Raw genomic sequence first — 25,882 nt, forward strand, 5'->3', positions numbered from 1 at the left:
TGAGGATAATATTTCAATTTCGCCGCTCATTCAGTATATTAAAGCGCCAATTTGAGGCTCTCAGCGCCGCAGTAGCTCATCCTGCGCCACCCGCCGACCTTGCAATTCGAGGGCTTTCCCGGCCTTCCGTCCGTAGAGGAAGCACGGCAAATCGTTCTCGCTGAGCCCCGCTGTGGCGCACTGTTGTTTTTTACAGTATTTGCGAAGGGGCTAACTGGTGAACTTCACCAGTTGGACCTACCCGGCGCTAGAATGCGCCTCATGAAGACCACATCAAAAATCAGCGGAGCGACGCCCGCCCACTTTTCCGGGCATGAGACGTTCCCTCTGCGTCAAATGTGGCTCAAGAAGGCCTTTGACCAAGCAACCGATGGCGGCCTGATCCGCAAAACGACCTTCACCGACGAGAGCGCAATCGCCTGTTTTGGCGTCGGCAAGAACATGGTCGCGTCGATCCGGCATTGGGCCTTGGCATGCGGGGTCATGCGCCAGGCCGACGGTGGCTTCCGCGTCGGCAACCTCGCCTCCGAGATCCTGCAAGACGGCGGTCTCGACCCCTATGCGGAGAGCCCCTCGACCGCATGGCTCGCCCATTGGCAGCTCGCGGGCCGATGCTTCCGCTCGACCACATGGCATTGGCTGTTCAACCATGTGACGGCGCCTACATTCACCCGCCAAGAGCTCGAGGAGCCTCTGGCTCGATACGCCCGCGAGCTCGATCCAAAGCATCGCCTCTCCGCCTCGACGATCTCGCGTGACTTGGAGACGTGCCTTCGCAGCTACGCCCCGCGCGCGGCCGGCGGCTCGCCCGAGGACTTCGCCGAGCCGCTGCTTGGCGAATTGGGCCTGCTGCAAGAGGTCCACAAAGGGCAATACGCCTTCCGTCGCGGCCCGAAGGCCTCTCTTCACGATGGTGTCTTCGCCTATGCACTCATCGACTTTTGGGACCGAGAGGACGAAGGCCAAAGCTCGCTGGCCTTCGAGACCGTCGCCTATGCGGAAGGCTCTCCGGGACGGGTCTTCAAGCTCGACGAGGAATCGATCGCGCAACGGCTCATCGCCCTCTCCGATTTCACTGGGCGCAGGCTCGAATGGACCGATTCGGCGGGACTGCGGCAAGTCCATCGCAAGCACATGACCCGGGAAGACATCAAGAACATGATCAGGTGCGCCTATGACTGAGAAGAAGCAACAGGCCCTCTCTGACATCGTCCAGATTTCGCGCCAATACCAGCGCTCCATCCGCGTCGATGCGGACATCGGCCGAGCCGACGCCCTCTCCGGTTACATCTGCCATGCGACCGCGGCCTCCGTGGTCGAGGGCATGTGCAGGCAAATCGCGGAAACCAATCAACGCTGCTTCACCTGGACGGGGCCGTTTGGCGGAGGCAAGAGTTCGCTGGCAGTAGCTTTGGCGAGCGCGCTGCACACCAACAAGACTCTGCGGGTCAAGGCTCGCCAAGCCCTGCATCTGGACTCCAAGCCGCTCTTCGACAAAGCTTTCCCCGTTCAGAAGGGATGGCTGATCGTCCCGGCCGTGGGCCGGCGCGGCAGCGTCGTGGCCGAGCTTCATGCTGCCCTACGCAGGGCGCAGGGCAAGACGGTCGACGGCCGCAGCAAGCCCACCTCGCAGTCTCTCATCGCCGATTTGCTCGAAGAAGCCAAGAGCCGCCCGCACGATGGCGCGCTGGTTCTCATCGATGAGATGGGCAAGTTCCTGGAGGCTTCGGCCCTGGGCTCTGGAGACGATGTCTACTTTTTCCAAGAGCTCGCCGAGGCCGCGGCCCGCTCCGAAGGCCGACTGGTGGTCATCGGCGTGCTGCATCAGTCCTTCGCGCAGTATTCGGCCCGGCTGGGCATCGACACTCGCGATGATTGGGCCAAAGTTCAAGGCCGCTACGTCGACTTGCCCTTCGTCGCCGCGAGCGACGAAGTCGTCGAGCTCATCGGCCGCGCGATCCAAGCTAAGGAGCGTCCGCCATGGATGCGCGACGCGTCCAAGGCCATCGCCGAGGCGATCCGCGCGCGCCGCCCCGCCGTGGGGCAGAATTTCGCCAAGGCCTTAGAGGCCTGCTGGCCGCTGCATCCAGCCATGGCCGCGCTGCTGGGCCCGATCTCCAAGCGGCAGTTTGGCCAAAACGAGCGCAGCACCTTCGGCTTCCTGTCGTCAGTGGAGCCGCATGGCTTCCGCTCCTACCTGAACTCGACGCTCAAAAGCGAAACGAGCTGGTATCGCCCAAGCGATTACTGGGACTACCTGCGCTCGAACTTGGAGCCCGCGATCCTCGCCTCCCCTGATGGGCATCGCTGGTCGCAGGCCGTCGAAGCGGTGGAGCGGGCCGAAGCCAAGACGGGCGACGTCTTGCTCGTGTCGCTGATCAAGAACATCGCGGTCATCGACCTGTTCCGCAACGGATCGGGCCTGGCGGCTGACGCGGCGGTCGTAGCCGCGCTCTTCTACGGCAAGACGCCCGAGGAGCTCGACGCCGCGCTGCAAAAGCTCAGCTCGCTCAAGGTCGCGCTCTTCAAGAGCTACACCGGCGCTTGGTCAGTGTTCGAGGGCAGCGACTTTGACATCGACGCGGCCATCGCCCAAGCCCTGGCCGCCTCGCCTGGCATCGACTACGCACGGCTGGCTCAACTCATGGGGCTGCATCCCGTGGTGGCCAAGCGGCACTATCACGAGACGGGCTCCATGCGCTGGATGGAGCTCTCACTGTGCAGCATCGAGCAGGCCGAGAAGATCGCCGCCAACTTCCAGCCCAAGAAGGGCGAGTTCGGCACCTTCATCCTCGCCCTTCCGGGCAAGGGCATGAGCCCGAGGGCGGCGCGCATCCGCGCGCAGGCCTGTTCAAAACTCCGTCCCTGGCCGGTGATGGTGGGCATCCCCTCCAACCACGCTCGCATCGCTGAGCTCTCCGCGGAGCTGGTTGCCTTGGAGCAAGTCAAGGATCGCCACGAGCTCTCAGGCGACGCCGTGGCCCGCCGCGAGGTCTACGCGCGTCTGGCCGCCACACGCGCCGACCTTGAGGACCAGTTGCAAGCCGCCGTGTCGCTCGCAAAGTGGCACGACGGAACCGATCAAGTCGTCGAGCCTGGCTCGAGGCTCTCACCTGTGGCATCCGTCCTCGGCGAAGAGCTGTTCAGCCATTCGCCACCGGTGTGGAGCGAGCTGGCCAACCGCGACAGCGTGTCGAGCAACAGCGTGAAGGCGCGCCGCGACCTGCTACACGCGATGATCAATGCCGAAGGCCAAGAGGCCCTTGGCTTCGAGGGCTTCCCCGCTGAGCGTGGGCTCTACGAGACGCTGCTGCGGAACACGGAGCTGCACCGTCAAGACGTTACCGGAGCCTGGCGCTGCATGCCTCCAGGCGATGGGTTCGCCGAAGGCTTCGCGCCGCTATGGGATGCGACGCGCGCGCTCTTCTCAGATGCCAACGCCCGCGTGGGTGCGCATGAGGTCTACGAGCTGTGGAGCTTGCCGCCCTTCGGCATGAAGCTAGGCATCCAGCCGGTGATCCTCACGGCGTTCCTGCTCGCCCACAAGGCCAACATCGCCGTCTACAAGGACGGGATGTTCGTGCCCCGGCTCACCGACTTCGACATCGACGAGTGCCTGCAAGACCCCGATCGCTTCTCCCTGCGCTGGGTAGCCATCGACGAGGACAAGAGCCGCATCCTCGAAGGTATCTCCACGCTCTTGGCCGAGATCGGCGAGAACGCCGGGGCTGCCGACCCGCTTGAAGCCGCGCGCGGCCTGGTGGCCATGGTCTTCAATCTGCCCGAGTGGGCCCGAAGGACTTCTCGGCTCGGCCAGACGGCCAAGGACATGCGCGACATGCTCTTGAAGGCCAGCGACCCACACAAGGTCCTGTTCGTCGACCTGGCTTCGCTGCTGAGCGCCGCTGATGGCAAGACCTATGTGAAGGCCCTGCGCGCGCCGCTGCAGGAACTCGCCGGCGCCTACAACAAGATGCTCGGCGAGGTCGAAGCCAAGATGTTCGATGCGCTCGACGCGAGCCGCGATGATCTCGAAGCCTTGCGCGAGCGGGCCAGCTCCGTCTCCGGCGTCTCGGGCGACCTGCGTCTGGACGCGTTCGCGACGCGCTTGGCCAACTTCGACGGAAGCCGAGCCTCGCTTGAAGGCATCCTGAGTTTGGCGGCCGAGAAGCCGCCTCGCGACTGGGTTGACCGCCACATCGACGCGGCGATCTTGGAGCTAGCCAAGTTCGCCCGGCGCTTCCGCGAAGCCGAGGCTTTCGTGGCCGTGCAAGGCCGCAAAGCGCACAGCGAAGCCATCGCCGTAGTCATCGGCGCGGGCTCGGACACCAAGACGATTTCGCGCTCGTTCGCGATATCCGATCGCCACCGCAAGACGGTGGAGTCCAAGGCCGACGAGGTCGCCTCGATGCTGGAGGGTCAAGGCTTGGGGACGGAAGTTTTGCTGGCGATCCTGGCCAAGGCCGGGATGAAGCTGGCGTCCATCGACAAGGAGGTGGTCAATGGCTGAACGTCATGTTCTGGGGATCTCCGGTGGTAAAGACAGCGCCGCGTTGGCCGTCTACATGCGCGACCGCCACCCCGAGCTCGACATTGACTACTTCTTCACCGACACCGGCGAAGAGCTTCCTGAGGTCGAGGAGTTTCTGGGCAAGTTGGAGGGCTTCCTTGGCAAGCCGATCGCTCGCCTGAACCCCAAGCGCAACTTCACCTTCTGGCTGCGCCAATACGACCATTTCCTTCCCAATCCCAACTCGCGCTGGTGCACGCGCAAGTTGAAACTGGCCCCCTTCGAAGAATGGGTGAGACCCATGCTGGCCGCGGGCGACAAGGTCACTTCATACGTCGCGATCCGCGCCGATGAGGACTACCGCGAAGGCTACGCGGCCAAGGCGGACAACCTGTTCGTCAAGCTGCCCTTCCGCGAGGAAGGCATCGACAAGGCGGGCGTGATCGACATCTTGGAGAACTCCGGGGTCGGCTATCCCAAGTACTACGAGTGGCGCTCGCGCAGCGGCTGCACCTTCTGCTTCTTCCAACAGAAGATCGAGTGGGTGCGCCTCAGGGAGAGGCATCCCGAGGCCTACGCGGCCGCCAAGGCCCTTGAAAAGGACGCCTTGGAGCATGGCTCGCCCTTCACCTGGTCAAAGGGCGAGTCGCTCGGGGATATGGAGCAGCCGGAGCGCGTGGCGGAGATCAAGGCGGAATACGAGATCCGCCGCGCTCGCATGCGCAAGGCCATCCCCATTAATCCGCTGCGGCCTGGGAAGGCATGCCCCGAGGACATCGACGATGTCTACGGCGTGGATGAAGGCAACGGATCCTGCGCCGTTTGTCACAAGTAAATTCATAGCAGGCGAGGAGCGGATGAGCGCTGAAGGGAGCTATCGCAGCCAGGCGTCGAGCTTGTCGAAGACGCGTTGGCACAAGTGCTCTGAGCGCCTCGCGATGAAGGCCGCGTCCCAACGAAGACCATGTTGTCCTCTGAACGCAAGCGGCGCCAAGTGCGAGAGGTAGCTCGAGGCAGCGACTAGCGCAGAGAGGGCCGGAGGCACGCTGCCGATCCCGAGGGAAGCGGCGATAGCCGCTCCCGTCGGCCCCACTGCCGTCGACCCCGGCGTGGTGAGGTTCCAGTAGTAGAAGACCTTGTCGGGCCATTCGGAATAGATCGATGAGTTCACTGCACCCGAGAGTAGGGTCAGGTTGCCCAGCTTGTCGACGATCGAGTAGTTCCCTGGGTAGATCGTGGCATCGAAGTGCGCAGCGAACTTAATAGACGATGGCTGCTCACGAGTGGCAACGTGTTCGATCACCTCGTAGCTGCTCATGTGCCATACGCGGCAATTCAACAGGTCGGAGCAGTTCAGCATCCCATTGGTGAAAAACCCCTCGTTGCCAGCCGTAAGATCCGGTGCCGCGTCATGCGCCGAAGCCAGCAGTGCAAAGCGGCAAACCGCCCTTCGGGAATACCAGGCGTTCTCTTTGGCCAAGTCCACCCAGACTTGACGCGCAGCGACTGGATTCGCCGCGTCGTAGATCTTCTGGTTTTCCAATGCTTGCCTGAATGCCGCCTTGACAAACGCAGCAGTTTGATTCGCAGCCCCATTGGCGAAGGAGATGTTCCCGGCAGTCGACTGGAACAAGGCTCGATAGTCTGAGTCAGGGAAGCGGCCCTGCTGCGCTCCCATGTAGAGCGTAAAGAAGGCAGCCGTTGCCTTGCACACCGCCACAAACTCAGCCGCTGCGGCCGTCTTGGCAGCCGCGTTGGACTGTACGCGTAGCAGCTTGGAATAGAAGACACTCAGAACGGCATGGGCAAACTGATGCCCGGCGTCCTTAAGGTAGAACACACACAGCGCGGCGCGATCAGCCTGCTGCTGCGTCAGACCCATGTTTAGCAAGTGGTTGCACAGGCCGAATGTGGCCGAGTTCTTAGGAGACCTCCGCGGCTTGATGAACGTCAGGAAGTATTCCGCCTGATCTGCGATGGAGGTTACAAAATCGATCGACGTCTGTGTTGGCACACCAGCCAAAAGAGAGCCTTCGAGCGTGTCGGTCAGCCAGTCGCGCTCTTCGCTGAATCGCCTACTTCGCTCCATCCCATTGAAGACCAAGGCAGAGGACACGATCACCTTGTCCGTGAGATCCTCTTTGTCTGACGAGTTGCTCTCAGTCTCGAAAACCTTCTCGATGCGATCGACCTGCGGCTTGATCGCGGTGGAGTAGCCCGCGCCCCAGACTTTGACGATCTGCGGCTTGAACACTTCGAACGCGGTCAGCGGCGTGCCTGTCGCATTCAGCGACTGGAACATGTCGAAAGCCAACCCAAGGTCGAGACACTCGATCACAACCAGATGGCATGAATTCTTCAAGAACGAGCAGACGGCCAAGAGCAACATTCCGCCGCAGTAGAGAGCCTGCTTATCCGGCGGAAGGGTGTGGATGTTCGCCCAGTTGGGCGGATAAGCCATGAAGTTGGACAGACTGCCATCGGTGACGCCATTCGCCGATAACAGTCCAGTCGCAAGCCCGGCGTCTGCCGCCTTGATTTCTTCGCTGATCTTTTCTCGAAAAACCTCCAGTACTGACCCCACCCGCTCGTCGGTTGGGATCGCATCGATCGCGATCCCAGCAATGAATTTCGAGAGGAAGCTCGAGGTGTTGGAGAGATAGAAGTGGTTGATGTTTCCGCCAAGCGTCCACTGGTCAGACACAGGATTGGCGGACACGTCGCCTGCCCTGATGATCTTCGGCTTCAGCTTGGGCTGCGCGCCGGTTTTCGTGATCTCGACCGAATAAAACCGGCGAATGTTCGGAAGCTCATCGGTCAACTCGGTCGCAAGCGTATCGAACTCAGTAGCCGATCCAGCCAATGCCTTGAGCTTGGGCACCATCTGATTGATCTGCTCCTCGATGGCACAAGCGAGCATCGCGATCGAGGTGATGCGCTGTTGACCATCGACGACGTTGGCCACCTTTGTCAGCAGATTTGGCGTGTCAGAGTGGACGCCGGTTACGACATTTTTTTCGTCGTGAAGAATGACTGTTCCCAAGAAGATGCTGTTGTTGGGCTTGGTCAGCGTACGCTTGATGCTCGAGAAGATGTCCCCGATGAGCTTGGTCGCGTTCTCTTCGTCCCATGAGTAGTTGCGCTGGTAGTAGGGGACGTAAAAGCCGCGTCCTCCCTGGGAGAAGAAATCTTGGAGGCTAGCGGCATCGTGTTTGAATGGTTGCGCCACGGAGAGCTCCCTGAATTACTGGATTGAGTTATCGGCTCGGATGGCGGCCACAGCCGCTTCGATGTCTTGGTCGGACAGGAACGGCGCCTGAGCGAAAACCAGGCCCTGCTCGCCGTTTAGCTTGGCGGCCAAGTGGCCACGGCCCAGCAGCAACTCCGCCCCTGGGCGGTCGAGCGCAATCTTGGATGTAGCTTCGCTCGACACCTTCAAGAGCAGGCGGTTGCCCAAGTTTTCGCGAAGCTGCATTGGCATGACGTCCTTGTCGGGACGCTGCGCCGCGAAGATCAGGTGGATGCCAGCCGCGCGGGCTTTCACGCCGAGACGTTGCACCGCCGCGCCCACCCCCGCCTTATAGGCGTCGTCAAGCATCCAGTCGGCGAACTCGTCGTGAACCAGGAACACCATGGGCAGCCGTTCTTCGGCCGAGACCTTGGAGTTGTAGGTCGGCAGATCCCGTGTCCTGGCCTTAGCGAAAGCGCGGTAGCGGTCCTCCATCTCCTGGACCAGCGCTTCGAGAACCTCGCCGGCCTTCTCCTTGGTGGTGATGATCTCGTCGCGCATGTGCGGCAAGTCGGCCAAGGGGGCGTAGTCCACGCCCATCTTTGGATCGATCAAGATGATCTGGGCCAGATCCTTCGAGTTGGTCGCGGCGATATCCAAGAGCAGCGCCTGGATCAGCACCGACTTGCCGCTACCGGTCGTGCCAGCCACCAGGGAATGCGGCTCGTGCGAGGAGAGCCCGCCGAACTCTGCCCCAAGGTTCAGATACAGCAGCGCGCCGTTGATCTCTTGGAGGCCCAGAAGGAAGGACGTGTTGATCCCGGCGACGTTGCGATTGAGCTCGCGGCGCGACCAAAGCTCCCAGAGAGATACTGCCTGGCGCTTGGACCCGGCAACCGTCACTACAATCTCGCCGGGCTTGGGCTGGACCGTGACGAGGTTGATCGCATGCGTGGTCAGAAGCTGGGTTCGCTTGTTTTCGATGTCTTCGACACGCAGCCGGTCGGAGCCGGCCAGGCGCACCAGGCAGCCATTGGGGGTCAAGCGCGTGCCCAGGATGGCCGCCTGTAGGCCGTAGCTGTTGAGTGCGGCTTTGAGTTTCTTGGTGACATCATGGGCCCACTCCTCCCGCTCAGCGTCGGAGTGCGCGCCGCCGGCGAACTTGGAGGCGACCAGCTCCGAGAGCGCCGGGCCGGGGTTGGCGGCCGGCGCGGACGCGGGACTCGATGCCGAAGTCGTCGTCGTGGCGTTGGCTTGGGCCAGGCTTTGCTCCGGTGCCGCCGGCTCGGGCGCCGGGCTGCTGGCCGGAGCTGCCGCGACCGTATGCGTAGGCCACGGAGCGGAAGCGTCCTCCACCGGAGTATCGACCCCGCCGCTGGCGAGCTGCCCCATGGCGGCGAGCCAGGGCACGCGCGGGGCGGGCTTCTTGAAGCCGTGACCGCCCCAGGGCTGGTGGGATCCAAGCCCCGCGCGGGCATCGAGCCCACCGGCGCCCTTAGCGTAGGCCTCGACAAGCTTTCGCAGGTCGGGCCGGTCGAAGACCTCTTGCCAAGCCTTCACGCCGTTGGACTCCTCCAAAAGCTCCTGGTCGGATGCGGATGTCGACCCGGCGTCCGAGGTGTGGACGTAGACGTGTGAGTAGCCGCGCAGCGAGATCTCCACGTCGCCCTCGCGAAGCTTCGAGCGCGCACGCTCCATCAAGCCCGTCATGCCCGGCGGGATGTCAGCGTCGATGAGCATGTCGGCCAGGCGGGCCAGCCACACGTCGCGGTCGAGTCGGCCTGGGTCACCGAAGAGCGCTTCGCGGAACATGCCCAGAGTCGCCAGCAGCTGGTCCTTGGAATCCCGGCGCGCCTTGGCTAGGCCATCGGTGGCGACGTATTTCGATTCGACGACCGAAATGACCACCCGAACGCCTTCCTCCCGCTCCTCGACGTTGAGCGCGAGGATGTCGGCGATGCGGCTTTCTGGCTGTGAGAGCCAGCTCGCGTAGTCGTCGAGTAGGAAGTAGGCCGTTAATACCTGGCCCCCGGCCGCTGCGGCCTTGAACTCCTCGGCGAGCAAGTGGCGGCTGAGAACCAAGCCAATCATCTCGCCTGCGGAGATGCCGCGTTTGGCCGCCCGCAGCACGATGTCCCCGGAGACGGAGAGCGCATCGCGCTTGGCCTTGTCGGCGGCAGCCTGGATCTCGGCCGCGTCGAGCTGCAAATTCAGCTCATCGAGGCGGCGGCGCACCAGCACGCCCAGCAGCCGCAGCTCGGATGTCGAGCTCACGATCATGTTGCGGCCATTGGTTGAACCTCGGCGGTAGCGGACGACGGTGATGTCGTTGTGCTGGAGCTGGCGCTTGTCTAGCAGCTCGTCGTAGGTGGCGACCCATTCGGCCAAGTCGTGGGCGTCCTTGATCATCCCGACCAGCGCGGGGCTTTGCAGCGAGATGCGCCGGGCCGGCAGGTAGCGCTCGTCGGGCAACGCGTCGGTTTGGCGGCAGACGGCCGCCACGGCCGACACATAGGCCCAGCCGGACGCGGTCTGCCAGGGGCAGGCCAAGAACGTGGTGGATTTCAGCTCGTTCTCACCCGAGACGCTGCGATAGGACCAGCGCGAAGGGGCATGCTCCAGGTTGGGCCGATCATTCGTCCAAGAGACCGGCAGCCATTCAGACTGGGCCGCCCGCGCGACCACGTCATGCAAGAAGGCCACGTCGAAGGCCTTGAAGCCCTGGGCGCTCTCGCTTGGCGTGGCCGAGATCGGCGTCACCGAAATGCGCAGCTTCGAGATGAAGTTGTCGCTGGTCTCGCTGACCACGGGTAGATCCGGATCGTCCCCGGCCTTGTTGACCAGTTCGCCGTAGACGCTGCGAAGCTTGGCCGGGTCCGAATGGCGGACCGACACGCTGCATTGCAGCCTGCCGTCCTCTTGGATCGACGAGAGCTCGCGGACCGTCGCCAGCGGCAGCTCGGCCGCGTCGGCGTTGTAGAGCACGACGCTTAGGTTCGAGGCCTCGTGGGGCTGCAAACCGACGTAGCGCTCTAAGAGCTCGCGAGCCTGCTTAGCAGCTGCGGCCGAGTCCACATCGGTCATGGCGTCCTCGGCGCCGCGCGTGGGCGACTCCAAGAGGCTGTAGCCGTTGACCGTGCTGCTTTCCGAGACCAGCGTCGGCGCGCCGGCCCTGTTGAGGACGGCGATCTCCGGATAGAACGGGTGGGCGATCTCGTCGGAGAGCTCGCGCATGAAGATCTCGCGATCCCCGTAGAGGATGCTGTCGCTCGAAAGCAAGTGGGTGGCGAAACCGGCCACGCGGCGGGACTTCACCGCCAGGGCCTTCATGCGCTCCGGATGCCAGGGCGGTACGATCAGCGCGGGGTTGTCGCCCGCCACGCGGGCCGTGCCTACAGAGAGGATCTCGGAGACCAGGCGCGAGCGGCACACGTCGCCGCGAGCGTGAGTCATCAAGGTGGTCAACAGGGCGCCAAAGGATTCGGCTTGGCGCATGACTGCGTCGCCATGCAGTCCGATGGAAACGAAATCCTCCATCGCCTTGATGTAGTCCTCTTCGAACTTGTCCCATGAGGCCTTGACCTCGTCGCGCCGTGAGGGGGTCAGGCGCCCTTCGTCCGCGAGATCCTTGATCCGGGTCTTGATTTCGTGGCGCAGGCTTCGGAGCTTGTTGGCCGCGGGCACGAGCGAGCCCGCGTCGGTCGAATAAGTCGCCTCCAAGGTGCCGGTGTCGAGCAGCGAGACGTTTTGCACCCCGCCCTTCTTGCTCACCAGGCGGCGCGGGACTTCCGTGCAGCCGACCGCGCCCTTTTCCAAAAGGCGGCGCATGTCTGCGACCATCGACAGGCCGATCGATGTGGGCTTGTAGCTCCACAGGAGCTGGGTCTTAGCCAGCACCGTCTCCTTGTCTTTGGAGACCTGGACCAGGGCCACATCGAACTTAATCTGCAAGGCCACGCGCGAGAGCGACGAATTCGGCCGGACCTTGTTCTTCTTGTCGTTGCGAAGCTTCTTCTCCTTGGCGAAGAAGCTCTCATAGTCGAAGAGCGGGTCGGGCAGATTCGCGTTTCCGAGGCGCTCCACCTTCCATTCAGCCTTCGAGCCCATGAGCTCCTTCAAGCCGCGATACATCGCCGAGAAGTAGCTGCCAGCGTCGTAGTTGAAGCGCTCGCGCCACTCCTTGCGACCCTTGGCCACGGTAAAGCGCAGGATCCGATCGCCCTCGGCATCGCGTAGGCCCGCATGGAGACTATTGACCACGCGGGCGAAGCCGTCGAAGAAGTCGTTGCACTCAATCGGCTTGCCGTAGAGGGCTTTCTCCCAGCGGGCGCAGAGCTTGGCGTCCTGCTCAAGCAGCCGACGGTGCTTGACGAAGAATTCCTCGTCGTCTTCGTTGAAGTCGGAGCGTCGCTCGCGCGACTTCAAATCTTCCAGGAGCTTGCGGCCCTCGGGGTCGAGCGAATTCTCTTGGTCGCAGTCGTGATCGAAGAAGCGGACAGTGGCATCGGCCAAGCCGAGCTGCTTCTCCTTGGGCTTGTCGAAAGCCAGGTAGACGCCGTCGGCCTCCCATTCGAACTGCGCCAAGGCAGAGGCGGCCTCCTGGTCGCCGGCCGGGGCTGCGGCGAAAGCGTCGAGCGCAAGGCGCGCGGCTTCGGCGATCTCGGCGGCGTTGGCTGCGATGCGCTCGGACAACTCCTCTGGATCCAGCGGCTGGCCGTTCTGGCGAAGCTTCTTGAGCAGCGGCGCGCGCTGCGTGTAGAGCTTGGCGAAGGCCTTCTGCCAAGGCTTTCGAAGCGTCCCGAAGCTCTTGGAGTTCGCGAAGAACGCGCTGTCGCGGGGCAAGCCCGCGCGAGGAAGAGCAAAGCCCACGGCGTCGCGGATGGCAAGGCCGCGCGTGGACATGGCCTCGACGATCTCGGAACAGAACTCGCCGAGCTGGATGAGCGAGAGCTCGGAAGAAGCCAGCAGGCCGCCCAGGGCCGCAAGGAACACGAGGCGGTCGTCCGGCACGGGCGACTGTCCGCCGGCATGCAGAGCAGCCTCCACCCAGGGCTCGGGGTCGGCTCGCATCTCTTTGGCGCCGATGGCCATGACGTGGCCGAGCGTATCGGCCAGGTTGTGCTCGTTGCCGTTGGCCGTAAGGATGGCCGCCTTGGCGGTCGTCACGTTGTTGCGGACGTAGCCGGCGTTGTGCGAGATCAGGATCTCGGGCGGCAGGTCTTGCCCCTCGACCAAGGCCTCCGGAATCATAAGATCAACGCGGGAGAGCAGTTCGGGATTGGCGAGGATCGCCCGCGCCACCGCCGCGATTTGATTCGACGAGAGCTTGTCAAGCCGGAAGAGCGCGGCGGAATCACCCGGCTGGCCGGGGTTGGAAATGCGCGTGGCGAGGAGGTTCGCGCCGACGCGCCCGATGATGCGGTCGGTCAGCATGCGGCCTCTCCCTTGAACGCGAACGGGTTTTCGACAAACGAGCAGGAGTCGGAGAGCCTGCGGACCAAGCCCAGCCCCACGAGCCGGGCTTCGAGGTTGTCCCGGTTCTCGCTGAGTTCCTCTTGATCAACGAGCTTCGCGTTGACCAGGCGCGAGCCTTCGGCGTCGCCGAGGACTAGGCCATAGCGCTTCTTGGCTTCGGCCAAGAATTCATCGAACTGCATGCGGTCGTCGACAATGGTCACTACGATCGACTTCAAGAGCCGATCGTTTGGAGCGTAGCGTGTGCGACGCGAGAGGCGCCGCGAACTGAGGCCAATCGCCCGAGACCAAGACGCGTGGATCTTGCCGACATGCTGCTCATGGCGCGCGAGGGCCAGCTCGGCGAGCTTGCCAACCAACATGTCTGGGTTTTCTCCCGAATAGTCCTCGTCGTCGCCACCAACGGCGGATGGCCACTGGAAGCGCTCGCGCATGAGTCTCACGCGCTCGGCCTCGGGGAACTCGCTCACGCCAGCCTTCGCCCAGCCCGAGTCCTTGCGGATCGACTCGACGTGGGCCCGCACCGCTTTGGCGGAGAGTCCTTGATTGAGCTGGTAGCTGTCGCCGGAGAGAGCGCGGACCTTCGTGCGCTCCTTGGAGATGATCTCGCAGACGATCTCCACCGGATCATCGTCACCGGCCACGCGCTTGGCTCGCTCGAGGAAGTAGAGCAGCATGTTGAGACCGGAAATGGCGATCAGATGCTCCAAGGCGTCGTAGATCGGCATGTCCTTAGCCAGGATCGACAGCCAGTCTTCGCAGATCTGGTCGAAGCGCGGGTTGGATGTCTCAGGAAGGTAGCCTGACTGCCGGGAATCGTCGGCGCGCTGCGGCGCTCCTTGCATCGCTCGGGCGAGCCGATTCATCGGCGCCTCGCGATCAAAGAGGCGCTTGGCCAGCAGATCGCCGAGCTCAGCGCCGCGCTTAGCCCGCGTGAGCATCATGTAGAGCAACTCGCCGGTGCGGGCGAAGAAGCGCCGGTCGTTGTTCATCTTGCCCTTGGAGTCGATCTCCAAGTCCTCATAGAGGGCGTCGGGGCCGAAAGGGAAAACGAACTTGGAGCTCCAGCGCTTGTTGCTGCGCGACTCGAAGGAAGACGAGCGCAGCAGTTCCACGGCCTTGGCGAAATCGTCGAAGCTAGCGAACGAATGGCGCAGGTAGGACATGTCGTCGGTGCCATCGCCATTGCCGGTCGAGCCTTGGGCAAAGTGCTCGAACCACTGCCGCCACTTCTCCTCATCAGGCTGGGCGCTCTCGGAGATGGATTCAACGTAGGGGTTGTTGAAGAGCAGCCCGCGGAGGCGGATCTGGCGCTGCGGCTGAAACTTGAAGGCGCCACCGAGGCCCTCATGCGGGCGCAGTGGCTTGTCTAGGTTCGACCCCAGTGCGCCGAGGAACTCGAGCACTGTCAAATGTGGGAGCTGCTCGTCGTAGAGGCGGTGCCCCCAGATGTTCTCGTCGACGGTGAAGTCGACGCTCTTGATCTCGGGGCGTTTGAAGATCTCGCTCATGCTGGGGCCCTCACGGTTACAGGGCGGGAGAAGCCGCGGCCTCCCGGCTCGATGTCGATGAAATTGAGCGTCAAGGCCGAGGCTTCTCCGCCGACCTCGTCGTCATCGCCGGCAAACCCGGCCTTTCGGACGATCTCGGCCTTGCGCAGTAGCTTCGCCTTGAAGGCCAGCAGATCTTCGAGGCACTCGTTGGAGAAGCTCGCCGGTAGCGCGCCTTCGGCGACGCGCGAGAGGAACTCATGCCGGATGGGAGTCAAGTCGAAGGCCACCGAGTTGCTGGGGCCAGGCGAGAGCGAGACATCGAGCTGCGGGCGGCCGGTCTCCTCGTCGAGCTTGATGGCCATGCCCACGCCACCCTGCCTGCGCGAGGGCGTCTCGTGGTCGCAGAGCACGCTCACCCGGCTTTGCGTGAAGCCGCCAGAGCTGGCGATGAATATCCGGTCGACGTTCTCCAAGAGCAGGCCGGTCATGACCCGGTTGAGGCCCCGGGCGATGCGCCCGCGCGTGGCGTCGCTCACAGGCTTCTTGGCCTTTAGCGATTCGATGATGTCCAGGTAGTCGCCCGCGAAGCGGAAGACAGTCATCGACCAGCGAGGATAGCCAGGCTCGGACTCGGGCAGCGAGAAATAGAGCCGGCGGCGCTGGTCCTCCAGCATCTCCATGAATTCGTTGGAGCCGCCCTCCAAGCGAACGCCTTCATGACCCTCAAGGTAGGCATCTTGGGCCGCACGGAAATCGGCTGTCGCGCCGTAGACCGGATCGACTGCCACCAAGCGAGCGAAATCCTTCTGAAGCCGCGAATCGTCCTTGCCGTAGACCAGCAGGCCGTCGGCCGCGTTGGTCGTCTCCTCGCCCACGCCGAAACTTGCCATGGCTTTGAAGAGCGGTCGGTCGGAGGCCCTGCGTTTGGGCAGGTTCGCGCCGAAAGCATTGGCGTAGACGCTGGCTTTGCCGACGTTCCTGCCCTCTTGGATCTTGGGCACGTCCGCGCAAGTCATCAGATTTTCTTTGGCGCCTTTGGCGTCGGCGTAGCCAAGGACTATGTTGGAGCACAAAGCGAGCAGGTCGCGCACCGGAAGATGCAGCCCGTTGAGGCGAGCGATCTCCACTAGGTCGCCGAGCCGGCGAGCAAGCTGCCCTCCATCGGCTTCGCCTAGGAGGCGGCGGCGGTTCTCGTCGATCGGACAGACCTTTCCGCCAGACTTCAACGAACAGCGCTCGCAGTTGTCCCAATCGGGATGCCCCGCGACCGCCTTGGCGACTTCGTCGAGCGTTTTACGGCTGGTCGAGCGGCTAAGGTCGAAGACAGCCAGGCGGTCGGGCGCGGGGCCGGCTTGCAGAAAGCGCTCCTGCAGGGGCTTGCGAAGCGGATGGACGCGGTCCTGCCGCTTGCCCAGGTCGCGCAGGCGATCGAGAAGCTGTCCATGATTGGCTGCCAGGATCACTATCTCGGAGTCGTCGCCGCCGAGCACCGATTTTTCAAGGCGTTGCAGCGGCAAGTCGCTCTCCTGGCCGTTGAACTCGGAGAGGTCCTTGATGAAGACCGCCAAGCGGCCATCGTCCAGGCGATGCTCCTTCACGTTCTCTTTGCCTGCCCAGACCTTCGGATCGCCGCCGATACGAGCCCAAAGGGCTCGGCAGTGGTAAGTTTTGCCGTCTCCAGCAGTGCCGGCAATCAAGAGTGACCCCGGAGCCTTGGACTCGATGTGCTTGACCATGTCATCGAGCATCGGCGTCGACAGGCTGATCGGCTGGACGTTGGCCCGACGTAGAGCGCCCGACACATATTCGTCGAACATCGTCAGGTTGTTCGGCGTCGGGCCGTAGCTGCGCAGGAAACGGACCCACGCGCTGGTCGGCAGAGCTACGCCCTCGCCTCCACCCAGCGGGCTGGCATTTGTCATTTCTCTCTCCCTTTTATTCGTCATTCTCCACGGCGCGCCCTCCTTTGGTGGACTGCTCCTGGTCCCGTAGACAACCCTCGCCTATCCTTTAAGCATAGGAGAGAGTGCGATGAGCACCCAGAGGTTTACACCGGAATTCAAGGAAGAAGCAGTCAAACAGGTGGTCGAGCGCGGCTACCCTGTGCCCGATGTGACAGCCCGTTTGGGAGTCTCAGCGCATAGCTTGTACAAGTGGGTCGAGGCGGTATCGCCGAACCGAACTGAGCAGCAGTCTAAGGGGCTGCTCGAAGCCAAGAGCGAGATTCTTCGGCTACGAGCCCAGATGCGTCGGGTCGAGGAGAAGCGTGACCTGCTAAAAAAAGCCGCGCGGTACTTTGCCAGGGGGCCCGAGTGAAGTACCCCTTTATGAACGAGCACTGACATGAATACCCTCTGGCTGTAATGTGCCGGGTGCTGCAGGTGGCACGCGCCGGCTTCTATGCCTGGCTGCAATGGCCGCTGTCCGAGCGGGCCAAGGACGATGCCAGGCTGCTGGAGCTCATCCGACACTCCTACGCGGCCAGCCACGGTGTTTATGGCGCTCGGCGTGTCTTCTGCGACCTGCGTGAAGCGGGCGAGAACTGTGGCCTGTATCGTGTCGAGCGGCTCATCACGACAGGGCTAAAAGTGGTCAAAGCCTGATCGAAGGGATGCCAGAGTTTATCGTAATGATCTCACGCCGTTTTGGCTTGCCGCTAAGCCAATATGCAGTCGAGTGAGCGCCAGGAATTCGGCTGCGGTAATTTTTTCATCGTGGCTCTGCAAGTTTCACCGGAGTCTTGGAGTGCTGTAAGGACTTCGCTGGTGATGGTGACATAACGATCCTCTTGCAGGGCTGGTTGTTTTTCTAATTTATATTAGGTCGACGCGCCGGGATTTCGGATTAGATCATGCAAATCCAGCAAACGCGCTCCTGCTTTGAGCAGGGTGACAATTTGATCAAGAGCTCACTCTTTTAAAAAATTGTAGTCATGATTTTTTTCTATCTAGAAAAAATCGTTGTCTTTCTCACGTAGATGGCGTCCCGACCTGTGTTTCAGATCGATGTCATAACATGGTGTCAACGGCGTCGAACATCGATTGTAAAAAACGTTGCGCGTTCTCGTGTGTAATTCGCGATAGATGGTTGCGAGGATGCCCCTCGAGTCCAAGCATATCGCTCTTGGCAATGCTGGTTTGCCCTTTTTTGGCTATTGCGTTGATCAGTTTCAATACGTAGTCCACCTCGCCATAAATGGGAGTGTTCTCAAAATTCCAAAAGAAAAGCACCTTGGTCTGCCGCGATGTACCTGATGTTTGCCGTGGTTCGAAGTCCAAGAGATAGCGCGTTATCGTTTTTTTGCTCCGTGGATGGGTAAATGTCACGCGAATACAGAGTGCGCGTTTTCGCAATGATTTGTCTTTGTCCCGATAGAGCCAAGCCAAAGCGGTGCCAGCAACGCGGCGGCGAACCGGGAAAAAGTAACCGTATTGTCCGGGCATGATGACTAGCGATGGGGCTGCAGTCCAGGTCGCTTCATCGCCTTGGATGCTAAAGTGCTCCCCCGAAAGCAGCCGCCGTGCGAGTTCGACAATGTCGCCGTTCACTAGGGTGGCATCGTCATTTTCTGTTTCATCTAGGTGCTCTTCACCTCGGATAAGCGCGTGGGGCGCCAATTCGCCCGAAGTCATTGCGTCTTCAAGAGTTGATACCGCCTTTTCCCAATTTTTCTGCCGTATCAATGCCTGGGCTTGATTGGTATAAATGGTTTCTGTTTGAGGCAGCTTGGTCGTTTCGATGAACTGAAGGCCGGGAAAGCATTCTGTCAGATGGGCGAGTTGGATGTCGACGGTTCCCTTCTGAGTGGCGTGAGGTCCGTTCTCGAGGGTGATAGATGATTCTAGAAGCGTGACAAGTGGGCCCCCAAAACTCGGGCGGTCCATCGGGAGTTTTTCTCCTGCTTCGCCGCTAGCCACTTCCGCCAGAGGGCGGCCATCGTTATCACGATCGAATCTGAGTTTTTCGATTGTCGACTTGTAGTCGCAACTCGAGATGCACTGAACAAGCATCGCGGGACCGCTTCTGGTCATGACCGTGTGCTGGAGGACGCGGAGCGACATGCAGCCCTGGTATGGGGGAAGCGCACGAAGAGAACGGCGCTCGACTTCTCGAGGTGCTTGCGCTAAATGCCTGTAAATATCTGCCCCAGCGTTAAGTGCGTATTCGTCGAAGGCCAATGTCGCGATGAATGGAGCATCAGCGTCGCGCATCCACTGTCTCAGCCAAACCAAGGCCTCGCGCCGATCGCCGCTAAGGTAAGAGTTTCGGGCGTCAAAGATGTAGCGGTTGTAATCCACAAATCTTCCGTCGACCATTAGCTGAGCCCACTTGCTTGTCCGCGCCCAGAAGAACTGAAAGATGGTTGAGCAAGGAAAAAGGTAGTTTAGATGACCGCGCTGCTCGCTGCCCGCGACCAACAGTAATCCTTCATATTCCTTGTCTTCGCTCGGTGTTTTTGGCCCACGAGGCAAAAATCGAACGCCGTCATCGGGGCAGCCCATCCGCTCGACAATTCGGAGGTTCTGACGGGTGAAGTCGACAAAGATGTCGGTCCACTCGGCATCGTCGTGCAGCGGCAGCGACGGGATTATCAATCGATCATCAAATACAGTCCCGAGCGGGATAGCTGGGATGTCCGATATAGGCAAGTCAAGATGTATCACTCCCGCCGGTCGATCAATGATTACACCTTCCTCCAGCACAACCTTGGCGAAATATGCCCGAATGTAAGGCGTTCGCCTAGCGCTGGGAACCTCGGTCAGCCGTCCGTACCAGAAAAGTTGCCATGCACCTGGAGGAACGCCCAAGTGCTTTAACAGCATTCGCGGACTTCTCTTCATAAAAGCCCTGAGGTGACCCAAATCCGAGCGCCGCACCGAGTAAGAACTTGATATGTGACTTGCCAGAAGCCGCTGCACCGTTCTCGAAAACCATTTTTCAGTCTCGCAGAGCGTCTTTCATTCTCATTTATCGCTTTTGATAACACCTTGGGCAGGTCGGCCGGCGCCAGGTTGACCGTGATGCGCTTGTTGTGGGGGAACTCCAGGCCCGCGTTCTGCAGCGCCGAGCGCACACGCTCGCGGGCCTCCTTCACCTCCACGTCGGCCAGGCCGACCAGCGTGAAGCTGGGCAGACCATTGGCCAGGTGCACCTCGACGGTGACCGGCGGGGCAGCGAGCCCCAGCAGGGCGCGGCTTTGAACCAGGGCGAGGCTCATGGGTGACAAGGGTATCTGTCGGGGTGCGGCCACTGTAGCGGGCGGCAGGGAACCCGGCGCGGCACGACAAAAAACGGTGTGGTCTAAAAACAATATGCATGAGTCAATGCAATCTATGCATAATGATGCAACGCAGCATTTAATGCGGGTCATGTCACCCAACAGGAAGCACGTCATGAAAATGGTCACTGCCATCATCAAGCCGTTCAAGCTCGACGAGGTGCGCCAGGCACTGTCAGAAGTGGGCGTACAAGGGCTCACGGTCACCGAGGTCAGGGGCTTCGGGCGCCAGAGAGGACATACCGAGCTGTACCGGGGGGCCGAGTACGTGGTCGATTTCCTGCCCAAGGTGCGGATCGACGCGGCCGTGGCCGATGGCCTGCTGGAGCGCGTGATCGAAGCCATCGAGGTCGCCGCGCACACCGGAAAGATCGGGGACGGAAAGATCTTCGTCACCCCCCTGGCCGAGGTGATCCGCATCCGCACCGGCGAGGCCGGCGACGCCGCCGTCTGAGCCGCGCACAACCATTTTTTCGCTGCCACCAGAGTCCGCCATGTCCACCCTGCACACTCCCGCAGACGTCCTGTTCATCCTCCTGGGCGCCATCCTGATCCTGGCCATGCACGCCGGGTTTGCCTTCCTTGAGCTGGGCACCGTGCGCAAGAAGAACCAGGTGAATGCGCTAGTCAAGATCCTGGTGGACTTCTCGGTCTCCACGCTGTCGTACTTCTTCATCGGCTATGGCATTGCCTACGGCATCCACTTCTTCAGCGGCGCGCCGGTGTTGGCCGAGCACCACGGCTATGACCTCACGCGCTTTTTCTTCCTGCTGACCTTTGCCGCCGCCGTGCCGGCCATCGTCTCGGGCGGCATTGCCGAGCGGGCGCGCTTCGCCCCGCAGCTGGCGGCCACCTTCTTCATCGTCGGCTTCGTCTATCCCTTCTTCGAGGGCATCGCCTGGAACGGAGCCTTCGGGCTGCAGGACTGGCTGGCCGCCCACCTGGGCGCGCCCTTCCACGACTTCGCCGGCTCGGTCGTGGTGCACGCGGTGGGAGGCTGGATCGCCCTGATGGCGGTGCTGCAGCTGGGCGCGCGCCGCGGGCACTACGCCACGGGCGGCGTGACGGCGCACCCGCCGTCAAGCATCCCTTTCCTTGCCCTGGGCGCCTGGATCTTGATCGTCGGCTGGTTCGGCTTCAACGTCATGAGCGCGCAGTCGCTGGACAAGATCACCGGCCTGGTGGCGATGAACTCGCTCATGGCCATGGTAGGCGGCACCCTCGCCGCCACCCTGGGCGGCCGCAACGACCCCGGCTTCGTGCACAACGGCCCGCTGGCCGGGCTGGTGGCCATCTGCGCCAGCTCCGACATCGTGCACCCGCTGGCGGCGTTGCTGATCGGCGCCGTGGCCGGGCTGATGTTCGTGCACCTGTTCACCTGGACGCAGAACCGCTGGAAGATCGACGACGTGCTGGGTGTGTGGCCGCTGCATGGCCTGTGCGGCACCTGGGGCGGCATTGCCTGCGGCATCTTCGGCCAGCGCGCCCTGGGCGGACTGGGCGGCGTGAGCTTCTGGAGCCAGGTGCTGGGCACGCTGCTGGGCGTGGCCGTCGCCTGCCTGGGCGGGTTCGCGGTGTACGCCACCCTGCGCCGCCTGGTCGGCATCCGCCTGAGCCGGGAGGACGAGTTCATGGGCGCCGACTTGGCGATCCACCGGATTGGTGCCACGCCGGACGGGGTTGGACCGTGATGCGCGGCAGTGGCGCACCGCTGCCTGCGACAGCCGCTGTTCCACAATGCCTCCATGCCTGCCTTGAACCCCGCCTGGGCCGAGCTGCCCGCCCACCCGCCCGCGCAACTGGGTGAGTCCCCCTTCTGGCACCCTGCCGAGCAGCGCCTGTACTGGGTGGACATCTCCGGCCGTGCCCTGTTGCGTGCCCGCCTGGACGGCAGCGCCGCCGAGCGCTGGCCCCTGCCCGGCGAGCCCGGCTGCATCGCCCCCGCGCGCCGCCAGGGCCGGGACGCGGGCCTGGTGGTGGCGCTGCGCGACCGCATCTGCCACGCCCCCGAGTGGGGCGGGGCGCTCACGGAGCTGGCCCGCCTGCCCATCGACGCGGCGCGCCAGCGCGCCAACGACGGCAAGTGCGATCCGCTCGGGCGCTTCTGGGTCGGCACCATCCACGAACCCGCCAGCGGCCCGCGCCAGCCGGTCGGCGCGCTCCACTGCGTGGACCTGCGCGTGGCCGGCCGCCCCGCCGTGCGCGCGGTGTTCGTGGGCGTGACCACGGCCAACGGCCTGGCCTGGTCGCCCGACGGGCGCCGGATGTACTTTGCCGACACCCCCACGCACGCCATCCGCGTGTGGGACTGCGACGCCTCGCACGAGCCCGTGGGCGCGCCGCGCGTGCTGCGCCGCTTCGCCACGCAGGCCGAGAGCCGCGAGGCCGGCCAGCCCTACGGCGGGCGGCCCGACGGCGCCTGCGTCGATGCCGAAGGCGCCTACTGGTGCGCGCTGTACGAGGGCGGGCGCGTGCTGCGCCTGGGGCCCGAGGGCGAGGTGCTGGCCGAGCTGGCCCTGCCCGCGCAGTGCCCGACCATGCCCTGCCTGGGCGGGCCGGACGGCGACACGCTGCTGGTGACCTCGGCGCGCGGCGGCCGCAGCGAGGAGGAGTTGGCGCGCCTGCCGCTGTCGGGCCAGGTGCTGGCTGCGCGCGTGGCCGTGCCGGGCCTGCCCGTGGCCTGGTGCGAGCTGGGCTGACGCGGGTCCCGCCCCCTTCACGGCCGGCGTTCAAAAAAATCAAAAGCCCGTGCCGGGCCGGGCGCGGGGGTGGGCGCTACCATCGACGCCCTATGGATGCAGCCCTTCGCCAGACCCTTGAGCGCGTGCGCGATGCCGCCGCGCAGCGCACGCCGCTTGCCATCCGCGGCGGCGGCACCAAGGCCTTTCACCCTGACGCCAGCTGCCGCCCGGGCCCCGGCGTGCCCATGCTGGACTTGCGTCCCCTGGCCGGCGTGGTCAGCTACGAGCCCAGCGAGCTGGTCCTCACTGCCCGCGCCGGCACCCCGCTGGCGGAGGTCGAGCGGCTGCTGGCCGAACAGGGCCAGTGCCTGGCCTTCGAGCCGCCGCGCCTGGCTGCCGGCGGCACCGTGGGCGGCATGGTGGCCGCCGGCCTGTCGGGCCCGGCGCGCGCCAGCGTCGGCGCGGTGCGCGACTTCGTGCTCGGCGCCGAGATCATCAATGGCCGCGCCGAGTTGCTGCGCTACGGCGGCCAGGTCATGAAGAACGTGGCCGGCTACGACGTTTCGCGCCTGATGGCCGGCTCCTGGGGGCGCCTGGCCGTGATCACCGAGGTCAGCCTCAAGGTGCTGCCCATGGCGGTGTCCGAGGCCACGCTGGCCTTCGACTTCGAGCAGGCCGAGGCGCTGGCGCGCCTGCATGCCTGGGGCGGCAAGCCGCTGCCGCTCAATGCCAGCTGCTGGAGCAGCGAGGACGGCCGTGGCCGCCTGCACCTGCGCCTGCGCGGCGCGCGCGCGGCGGTGCAGGCCGCCTGCCGCAGCCTGGGCGGCGAGCGCCTGGAGGGCGCGCGCGTGCAGAGTTTCTGGCGTGCCTGCCGCGACCAGCGGCTGTCGTGGTTCACCTTTCGCGAACCGCACCTGGCGCTGTGGCGCCTGTCGTTGCCGCAGACCGCGCCGGCTCTGGCCCTGCCGCCGGGCGTGGCGGCGCCGCTCATCGAGTGGCACGGCGGCCTGCGCTGGGTGCAGGCCGCGCCCGAGCACGGCCCGGCGCTGCGGGCGCTGGCCGCGCAGGCCGGCGGCAGCGCTACGCTTTTCATGGCGACAGGTCAAGGCAGGACAAGGGCTCCCGGCATTTTTGACCTGCAAGACCCGGTGCTGGCCGGCCTGCAGCAGCGATTGCAGGAGGCGTTCGATCCGGCCGGCATCTTCCGCGGCGCCGGCGCCCGGGGGTGAAGCGCCATGCGCGTGCTGCGCCACCTGACGGCGCGCCACCGCACGCGTTCGACCAATCGCACCCTGGGACTGATGCTGGCCTTCAACGCCGGCGCCATGAATGCCGGCGGCTTCATGGCGGTGCACATGTACACCTCGCACATGACCGGCTTTCTCGCCACACTGGCCGACAGTGTGGTGCTGGGCGATTTCGCCCTGGTGCTGGCCGCCACGGGGGTGTTGTGGGCCTTCATGTCGGGTGCGGGCACCACGGCCATCCTGGTCAACTGGGCTCGGCGCCAGCACCTGTGGAGCAGCTACGCGCTGCCGCTGTTGCTCGAGGCGCTGCTGATGCTGCTCTTCGGTCTGCTGGGCACGCTCACGCTGCAGTGGCCCACCCCCTTTGCCGTGCCGCTGGCCGTGCTGCTGCTGGCCTTCATGATGGGCCTGCAGAACGCGGTGGTCACCAAGATGAGTTCGGCGCAGATCCGCACCACGCACATGACGGGCGTGGTCACCGATCTGGGCATGGAGCTGGGCAAGATGCTCTACCCCAACCGCCCGGGCACGCCGCCGGCCTCGCGCGTGCGCGCCAACCGCGAGCGCGCGTGGCTGTTCGCCAGCCTGCTGCTGCTGTTCACCGGGGGCGGCGTGGTGGGCGCGGCGGGCTTCAAATACGCGGGCTTTGCCTGGGTGGTGCCGCAGGCGGCGCTGCTGCTGGCGCTGTCGCTGCCGCCCCTGTTTGCCGATGCACGCCAGCTGCGGCGCACCACGCGGCCGCGCTGATGCCCGCCGCTCTCCGTCCCTGAACCGGTTTTCCCAAGCACTTTCCTCCATCCCATGCAGACCCAGTTAGCCCCCCAGTACGCCGGCACGCCCGAAGGGCAGGAGGCCGAGGCCATCCTGCGCAAGTGCGTGCACTGCGGCTTTTGCACCGCCACCTGCCCGACCTACCAGTTGCTGGGCGACGAGCTCGACGGCCCGCGCGGGCGCATCTACCTGATCAAGCAGGTGCTCGAAGGCCAGGAGCCCACGCGCAGCACCCAGCTGCACCTGGACCGCTGCCTGACCTGCCGCAACTGCGAGAGCACCTGCCCGAGCGGCGTGCAGTACGGCCGGCTGGTGGACATCGGCCGGCGCATCGTCGACGACCAGGTGCCGCGCCCGGCCGGCGAGCGCGCCGTGCGCTGGCTGCTCAAGGAAGGGCTGCCCTCGCCCCTGTTCGGCCCGGCCATGAAGCTCGGCCAGGGCGTGCGCGACCTGCTGCCCGGGCGCCTGCGCGAGAAGGTGCCGCCCAAGTCCTCGCCCGAGCAGCAGGCCCGGCCCTGGCCCAAGCGCCAGCACGCACGCAAGATGCTGATGCTGGCGGGCTGCGTGCAGCCGGCCATGGCGCCCAACATCAACGCCGCCACCGCGCGCGTGCTCGACGCCGCCGGCATCGAGTGCGTGATCGCGCGCAAGGCCGGCTGCTGCGGCGCCATCAAGTTCCACCTGAACGACCAGGACGGCGGCCGCGCCCAGATGCGCGCCAACATCGACGCCTGGTGGCCCTACATCGAGCGCGGCGAGGTGGAGGCGCTGGTCATCAACGCCTCGGGCTGCGGCGCCTCGGTCAAGGAATACGGCCACCTGCTGCGCCACGACCCGGCCTACGCCGAGCGCGCCGCGCGCGTGAGCGAGCTGACGCGCGACGTCTCCGAGCTGCTGCCCGAGCTGGTGCCGGCGCTGCGCGACCGGGTGCGCCCGCCGGCCGCGCCCCTGGCCTACCACCCGCCCTGCACGCTGCAGCACGGTCAGAAGCTGCGCGGCGGCGTCGAGCGCCACTTGGGCGAGCTGGGCTTTACCCTGCGCCTGGCGCGGGTGGAGTCGCACCTGTGCTGCGGCTCGGCGGGCACCTATTCGGTGCTGCACCCCGAGTTGTCGCACCAGCTGCGCGACCGCAAGCTGGGCGCGCTGGGCGAGGTCTTCGCCGACCAGCCGCCGGCGGCCATCCTGTCGGGCAACGTGG

At 64.1% G+C, this 25,882-nt stretch carries 14 protein-coding genes and 2 pseudogenes; 10 read left to right on the forward strand and 6 right to left on the reverse strand.

Annotated elements, in window-relative coordinates; translation table 11 throughout:
• Nucleotides 1–261 precede the first annotated feature (261 nt).
• The 3 genes from RT051_RS01795 to RT051_RS01805 are packed head-to-tail and all read left to right on the forward strand — an operon-like array spanning nucleotide 262 to nucleotide 5,345.
• Complete coding sequence (locus RT051_RS01795) at nucleotides 262–1,182, forward strand: DUF4007 family protein (protein WP_313070469.1); 921 nt, start codon at nucleotides 262–264, stop codon at nucleotides 1,180–1,182.
• Nucleotides 1,175–4,510: an ATP-binding protein gene (locus RT051_RS01800; RefSeq protein ID WP_313070473.1), complete on the forward strand. Its 3,336-nt coding sequence runs from the start codon at nucleotides 1,175–1,177 to the stop codon at nucleotides 4,508–4,510. The genes RT051_RS01795 and RT051_RS01800 overlap by 8 nt, the downstream gene beginning before the upstream one ends.
• Nucleotides 4,503–5,345: a phosphoadenosine phosphosulfate reductase family protein gene (locus RT051_RS01805; RefSeq protein WP_313070476.1), complete on the forward strand. Its 843-nt coding sequence runs from the start codon at nucleotides 4,503–4,505 to the stop codon at nucleotides 5,343–5,345. Before RT051_RS01800 ends, RT051_RS01805 begins: the two co-directional genes overlap by 8 nt.
• 39 nt (nucleotides 5,346–5,384) lie before the next feature.
• On the opposite strand, the gene RT051_RS01810 is transcribed toward RT051_RS01805, so the two are convergent.
• The 4 genes from RT051_RS01810 to RT051_RS01825 are packed head-to-tail and all read right to left on the reverse strand — an operon-like array spanning nucleotide 5,385 to nucleotide 16,629.
• Nucleotides 5,385–7,739, reverse strand: a complete 2,355-nt coding sequence (locus tag RT051_RS01810) for a DUF262 domain-containing protein (protein WP_313070480.1) — start codon at nucleotides 7,737–7,739, stop codon at nucleotides 5,385–5,387.
• A gap of 15 nt (nucleotides 7,740–7,754) precedes the next feature.
• Nucleotides 7,755–13,172 carry an FtsK/SpoIIIE domain-containing protein gene (locus tag RT051_RS01815; protein WP_313070484.1) on the reverse strand — a complete coding sequence of 1,806 codons (5,418 nt, stop codon included), beginning with the start codon at nucleotides 13,170–13,172 and terminating at the stop codon, nucleotides 7,755–7,757.
• Complete coding sequence (locus tag RT051_RS01820; protein WP_313070489.1) at nucleotides 13,166–14,725, reverse strand: hypothetical protein; 1,560 nt, start codon at nucleotides 14,723–14,725, stop codon at nucleotides 13,166–13,168. Before RT051_RS01820 ends, RT051_RS01815 begins: the two co-directional genes overlap by 7 nt.
• Nucleotides 14,722–16,629, reverse strand: coding sequence for a hypothetical protein (locus RT051_RS01825; protein ID WP_313070492.1), 1,908 nt, complete (start codon nucleotides 16,627–16,629; stop codon nucleotides 14,722–14,724). The genes RT051_RS01820 and RT051_RS01825 overlap by 4 nt, the downstream gene beginning before the upstream one ends.
• Before the next feature lie 109 nt (nucleotides 16,630–16,738).
• On the opposite strand from RT051_RS01825, the pseudogene RT051_RS01830 reads away from it, so the two are divergent.
• Nucleotides 16,739–17,280 (forward strand): annotated as a pseudogene (locus tag RT051_RS01830) (transposase); the annotation flags it as partial.
• Nucleotides 17,281–17,715: 435 nt separating this feature from the next.
• Here the strand turns inward: RT051_RS01830 and RT051_RS01835 are convergent.
• The gene (locus RT051_RS01835) at nucleotides 17,716–19,530 is read right to left on the reverse strand and encodes a hypothetical protein (RefSeq protein ID WP_313070496.1); all 1,815 of its coding nucleotides are present in this window, start codon (nucleotides 19,528–19,530) and stop codon (nucleotides 17,716–17,718) included.
• A gap of 164 nt (nucleotides 19,531–19,694) precedes the next feature.
• Nucleotides 19,695–19,925, reverse strand: a pseudogene (locus RT051_RS01840) (magnesium chelatase domain-containing protein); the annotation flags it as partial.
• A 175-nt stretch (nucleotides 19,926–20,100) separates the two neighbouring features.
• On the opposite strand from RT051_RS01840, the gene glnK reads away from it, so the two are divergent.
• From glnK to glcF, 6 genes are all read left to right on the forward strand, one after another.
• Nucleotides 20,101–20,439 (forward strand): P-II family nitrogen regulator, encoded by a 339-nt coding sequence (gene glnK / locus RT051_RS01845; protein ID WP_313070500.1) that lies wholly within the window; start codon nucleotides 20,101–20,103, stop codon nucleotides 20,437–20,439.
• A gap of 40 nt (nucleotides 20,440–20,479) precedes the next feature.
• A complete protein-coding gene (locus RT051_RS01850) occupies nucleotides 20,480–21,676 on the forward strand; it encodes an ammonium transporter (RefSeq protein WP_313070505.1) in 1,197 nt (398 codons plus the stop codon).
• A gap of 63 nt (nucleotides 21,677–21,739) precedes the next feature.
• Nucleotides 21,740–22,684, forward strand: coding sequence for an SMP-30/gluconolactonase/LRE family protein (locus RT051_RS01855; RefSeq protein ID WP_409520515.1), 945 nt, complete (start codon nucleotides 21,740–21,742; stop codon nucleotides 22,682–22,684).
• A gap of 92 nt (nucleotides 22,685–22,776) precedes the next feature.
• Complete coding sequence (gene glcE, locus RT051_RS01860) at nucleotides 22,777–23,895, forward strand: glycolate oxidase subunit GlcE (RefSeq protein WP_313070513.1); 1,119 nt, start codon at nucleotides 22,777–22,779, stop codon at nucleotides 23,893–23,895.
• Between the two features lie 6 nt (nucleotides 23,896–23,901).
• Nucleotides 23,902–24,660 carry a YoaK family protein gene (locus RT051_RS01865; RefSeq protein WP_313070517.1) on the forward strand — a complete coding sequence of 253 codons (759 nt, stop codon included), beginning with the start codon at nucleotides 23,902–23,904 and terminating at the stop codon, nucleotides 24,658–24,660.
• Between the two features lie 54 nt (nucleotides 24,661–24,714).
• Nucleotides 24,715–25,882 (forward strand): glycolate oxidase subunit GlcF (gene glcF, locus RT051_RS01870; protein ID WP_313070520.1); only part of this gene is annotated, 1,168 nt, incomplete at its 3' end.

This window comes from Melaminivora sp. (assembly GCF_032059615.1).
Taxonomy (GTDB): Bacteria; Pseudomonadota; Gammaproteobacteria; order Burkholderiales; family Burkholderiaceae_C; genus Melaminivora.

Coding starts and splice junctions, on each gene's coding strand:
- RT051_RS01800 (WP_313070473.1), top strand. CDS start 1,175: ATGACTGAGAAGAAGCAACAGGCCCTCTCTGACATCGTCCAGATTTCG.
- RT051_RS01865 (WP_313070517.1), top strand. CDS start 23,902: ATGCGCGTGCTGCGCCACCTGACGGCGCGCCACCGCACGCGTTCGACC.
- RT051_RS01825 (WP_313070492.1), bottom strand. CDS start 16,629: ATGACAAATGCCAGCCCGCTGGGTGGAGGCGAGGGCGTAGCTCTGCCG.
- glcE (WP_313070513.1), top strand. CDS start 22,777: ATGGATGCAGCCCTTCGCCAGACCCTTGAGCGCGTGCGCGATGCCGCC.
- RT051_RS01815 (WP_313070484.1), bottom strand. CDS start 13,172: ATGCTGACCGACCGCATCATCGGGCGCGTCGGCGCGAACCTCCTCGCC.
- RT051_RS01835 (WP_313070496.1), bottom strand. CDS start 19,530: ATGCTGTTAAAGCACTTGGGCGTTCCTCCAGGTGCATGGCAACTTTTC.
- RT051_RS01795 (WP_313070469.1), top strand. CDS start 262: ATGAAGACCACATCAAAAATCAGCGGAGCGACGCCCGCCCACTTTTCC.
- RT051_RS01805 (WP_313070476.1), top strand. CDS start 4,503: ATGGCTGAACGTCATGTTCTGGGGATCTCCGGTGGTAAAGACAGCGCC.
- RT051_RS01820 (WP_313070489.1), bottom strand. CDS start 14,725: ATGAGCGAGATCTTCAAACGCCCCGAGATCAAGAGCGTCGACTTCACC.
- RT051_RS01850 (WP_313070505.1), top strand. CDS start 20,480: ATGTCCACCCTGCACACTCCCGCAGACGTCCTGTTCATCCTCCTGGGC.
- glnK (WP_313070500.1), top strand. CDS start 20,101: ATGAAAATGGTCACTGCCATCATCAAGCCGTTCAAGCTCGACGAGGTG.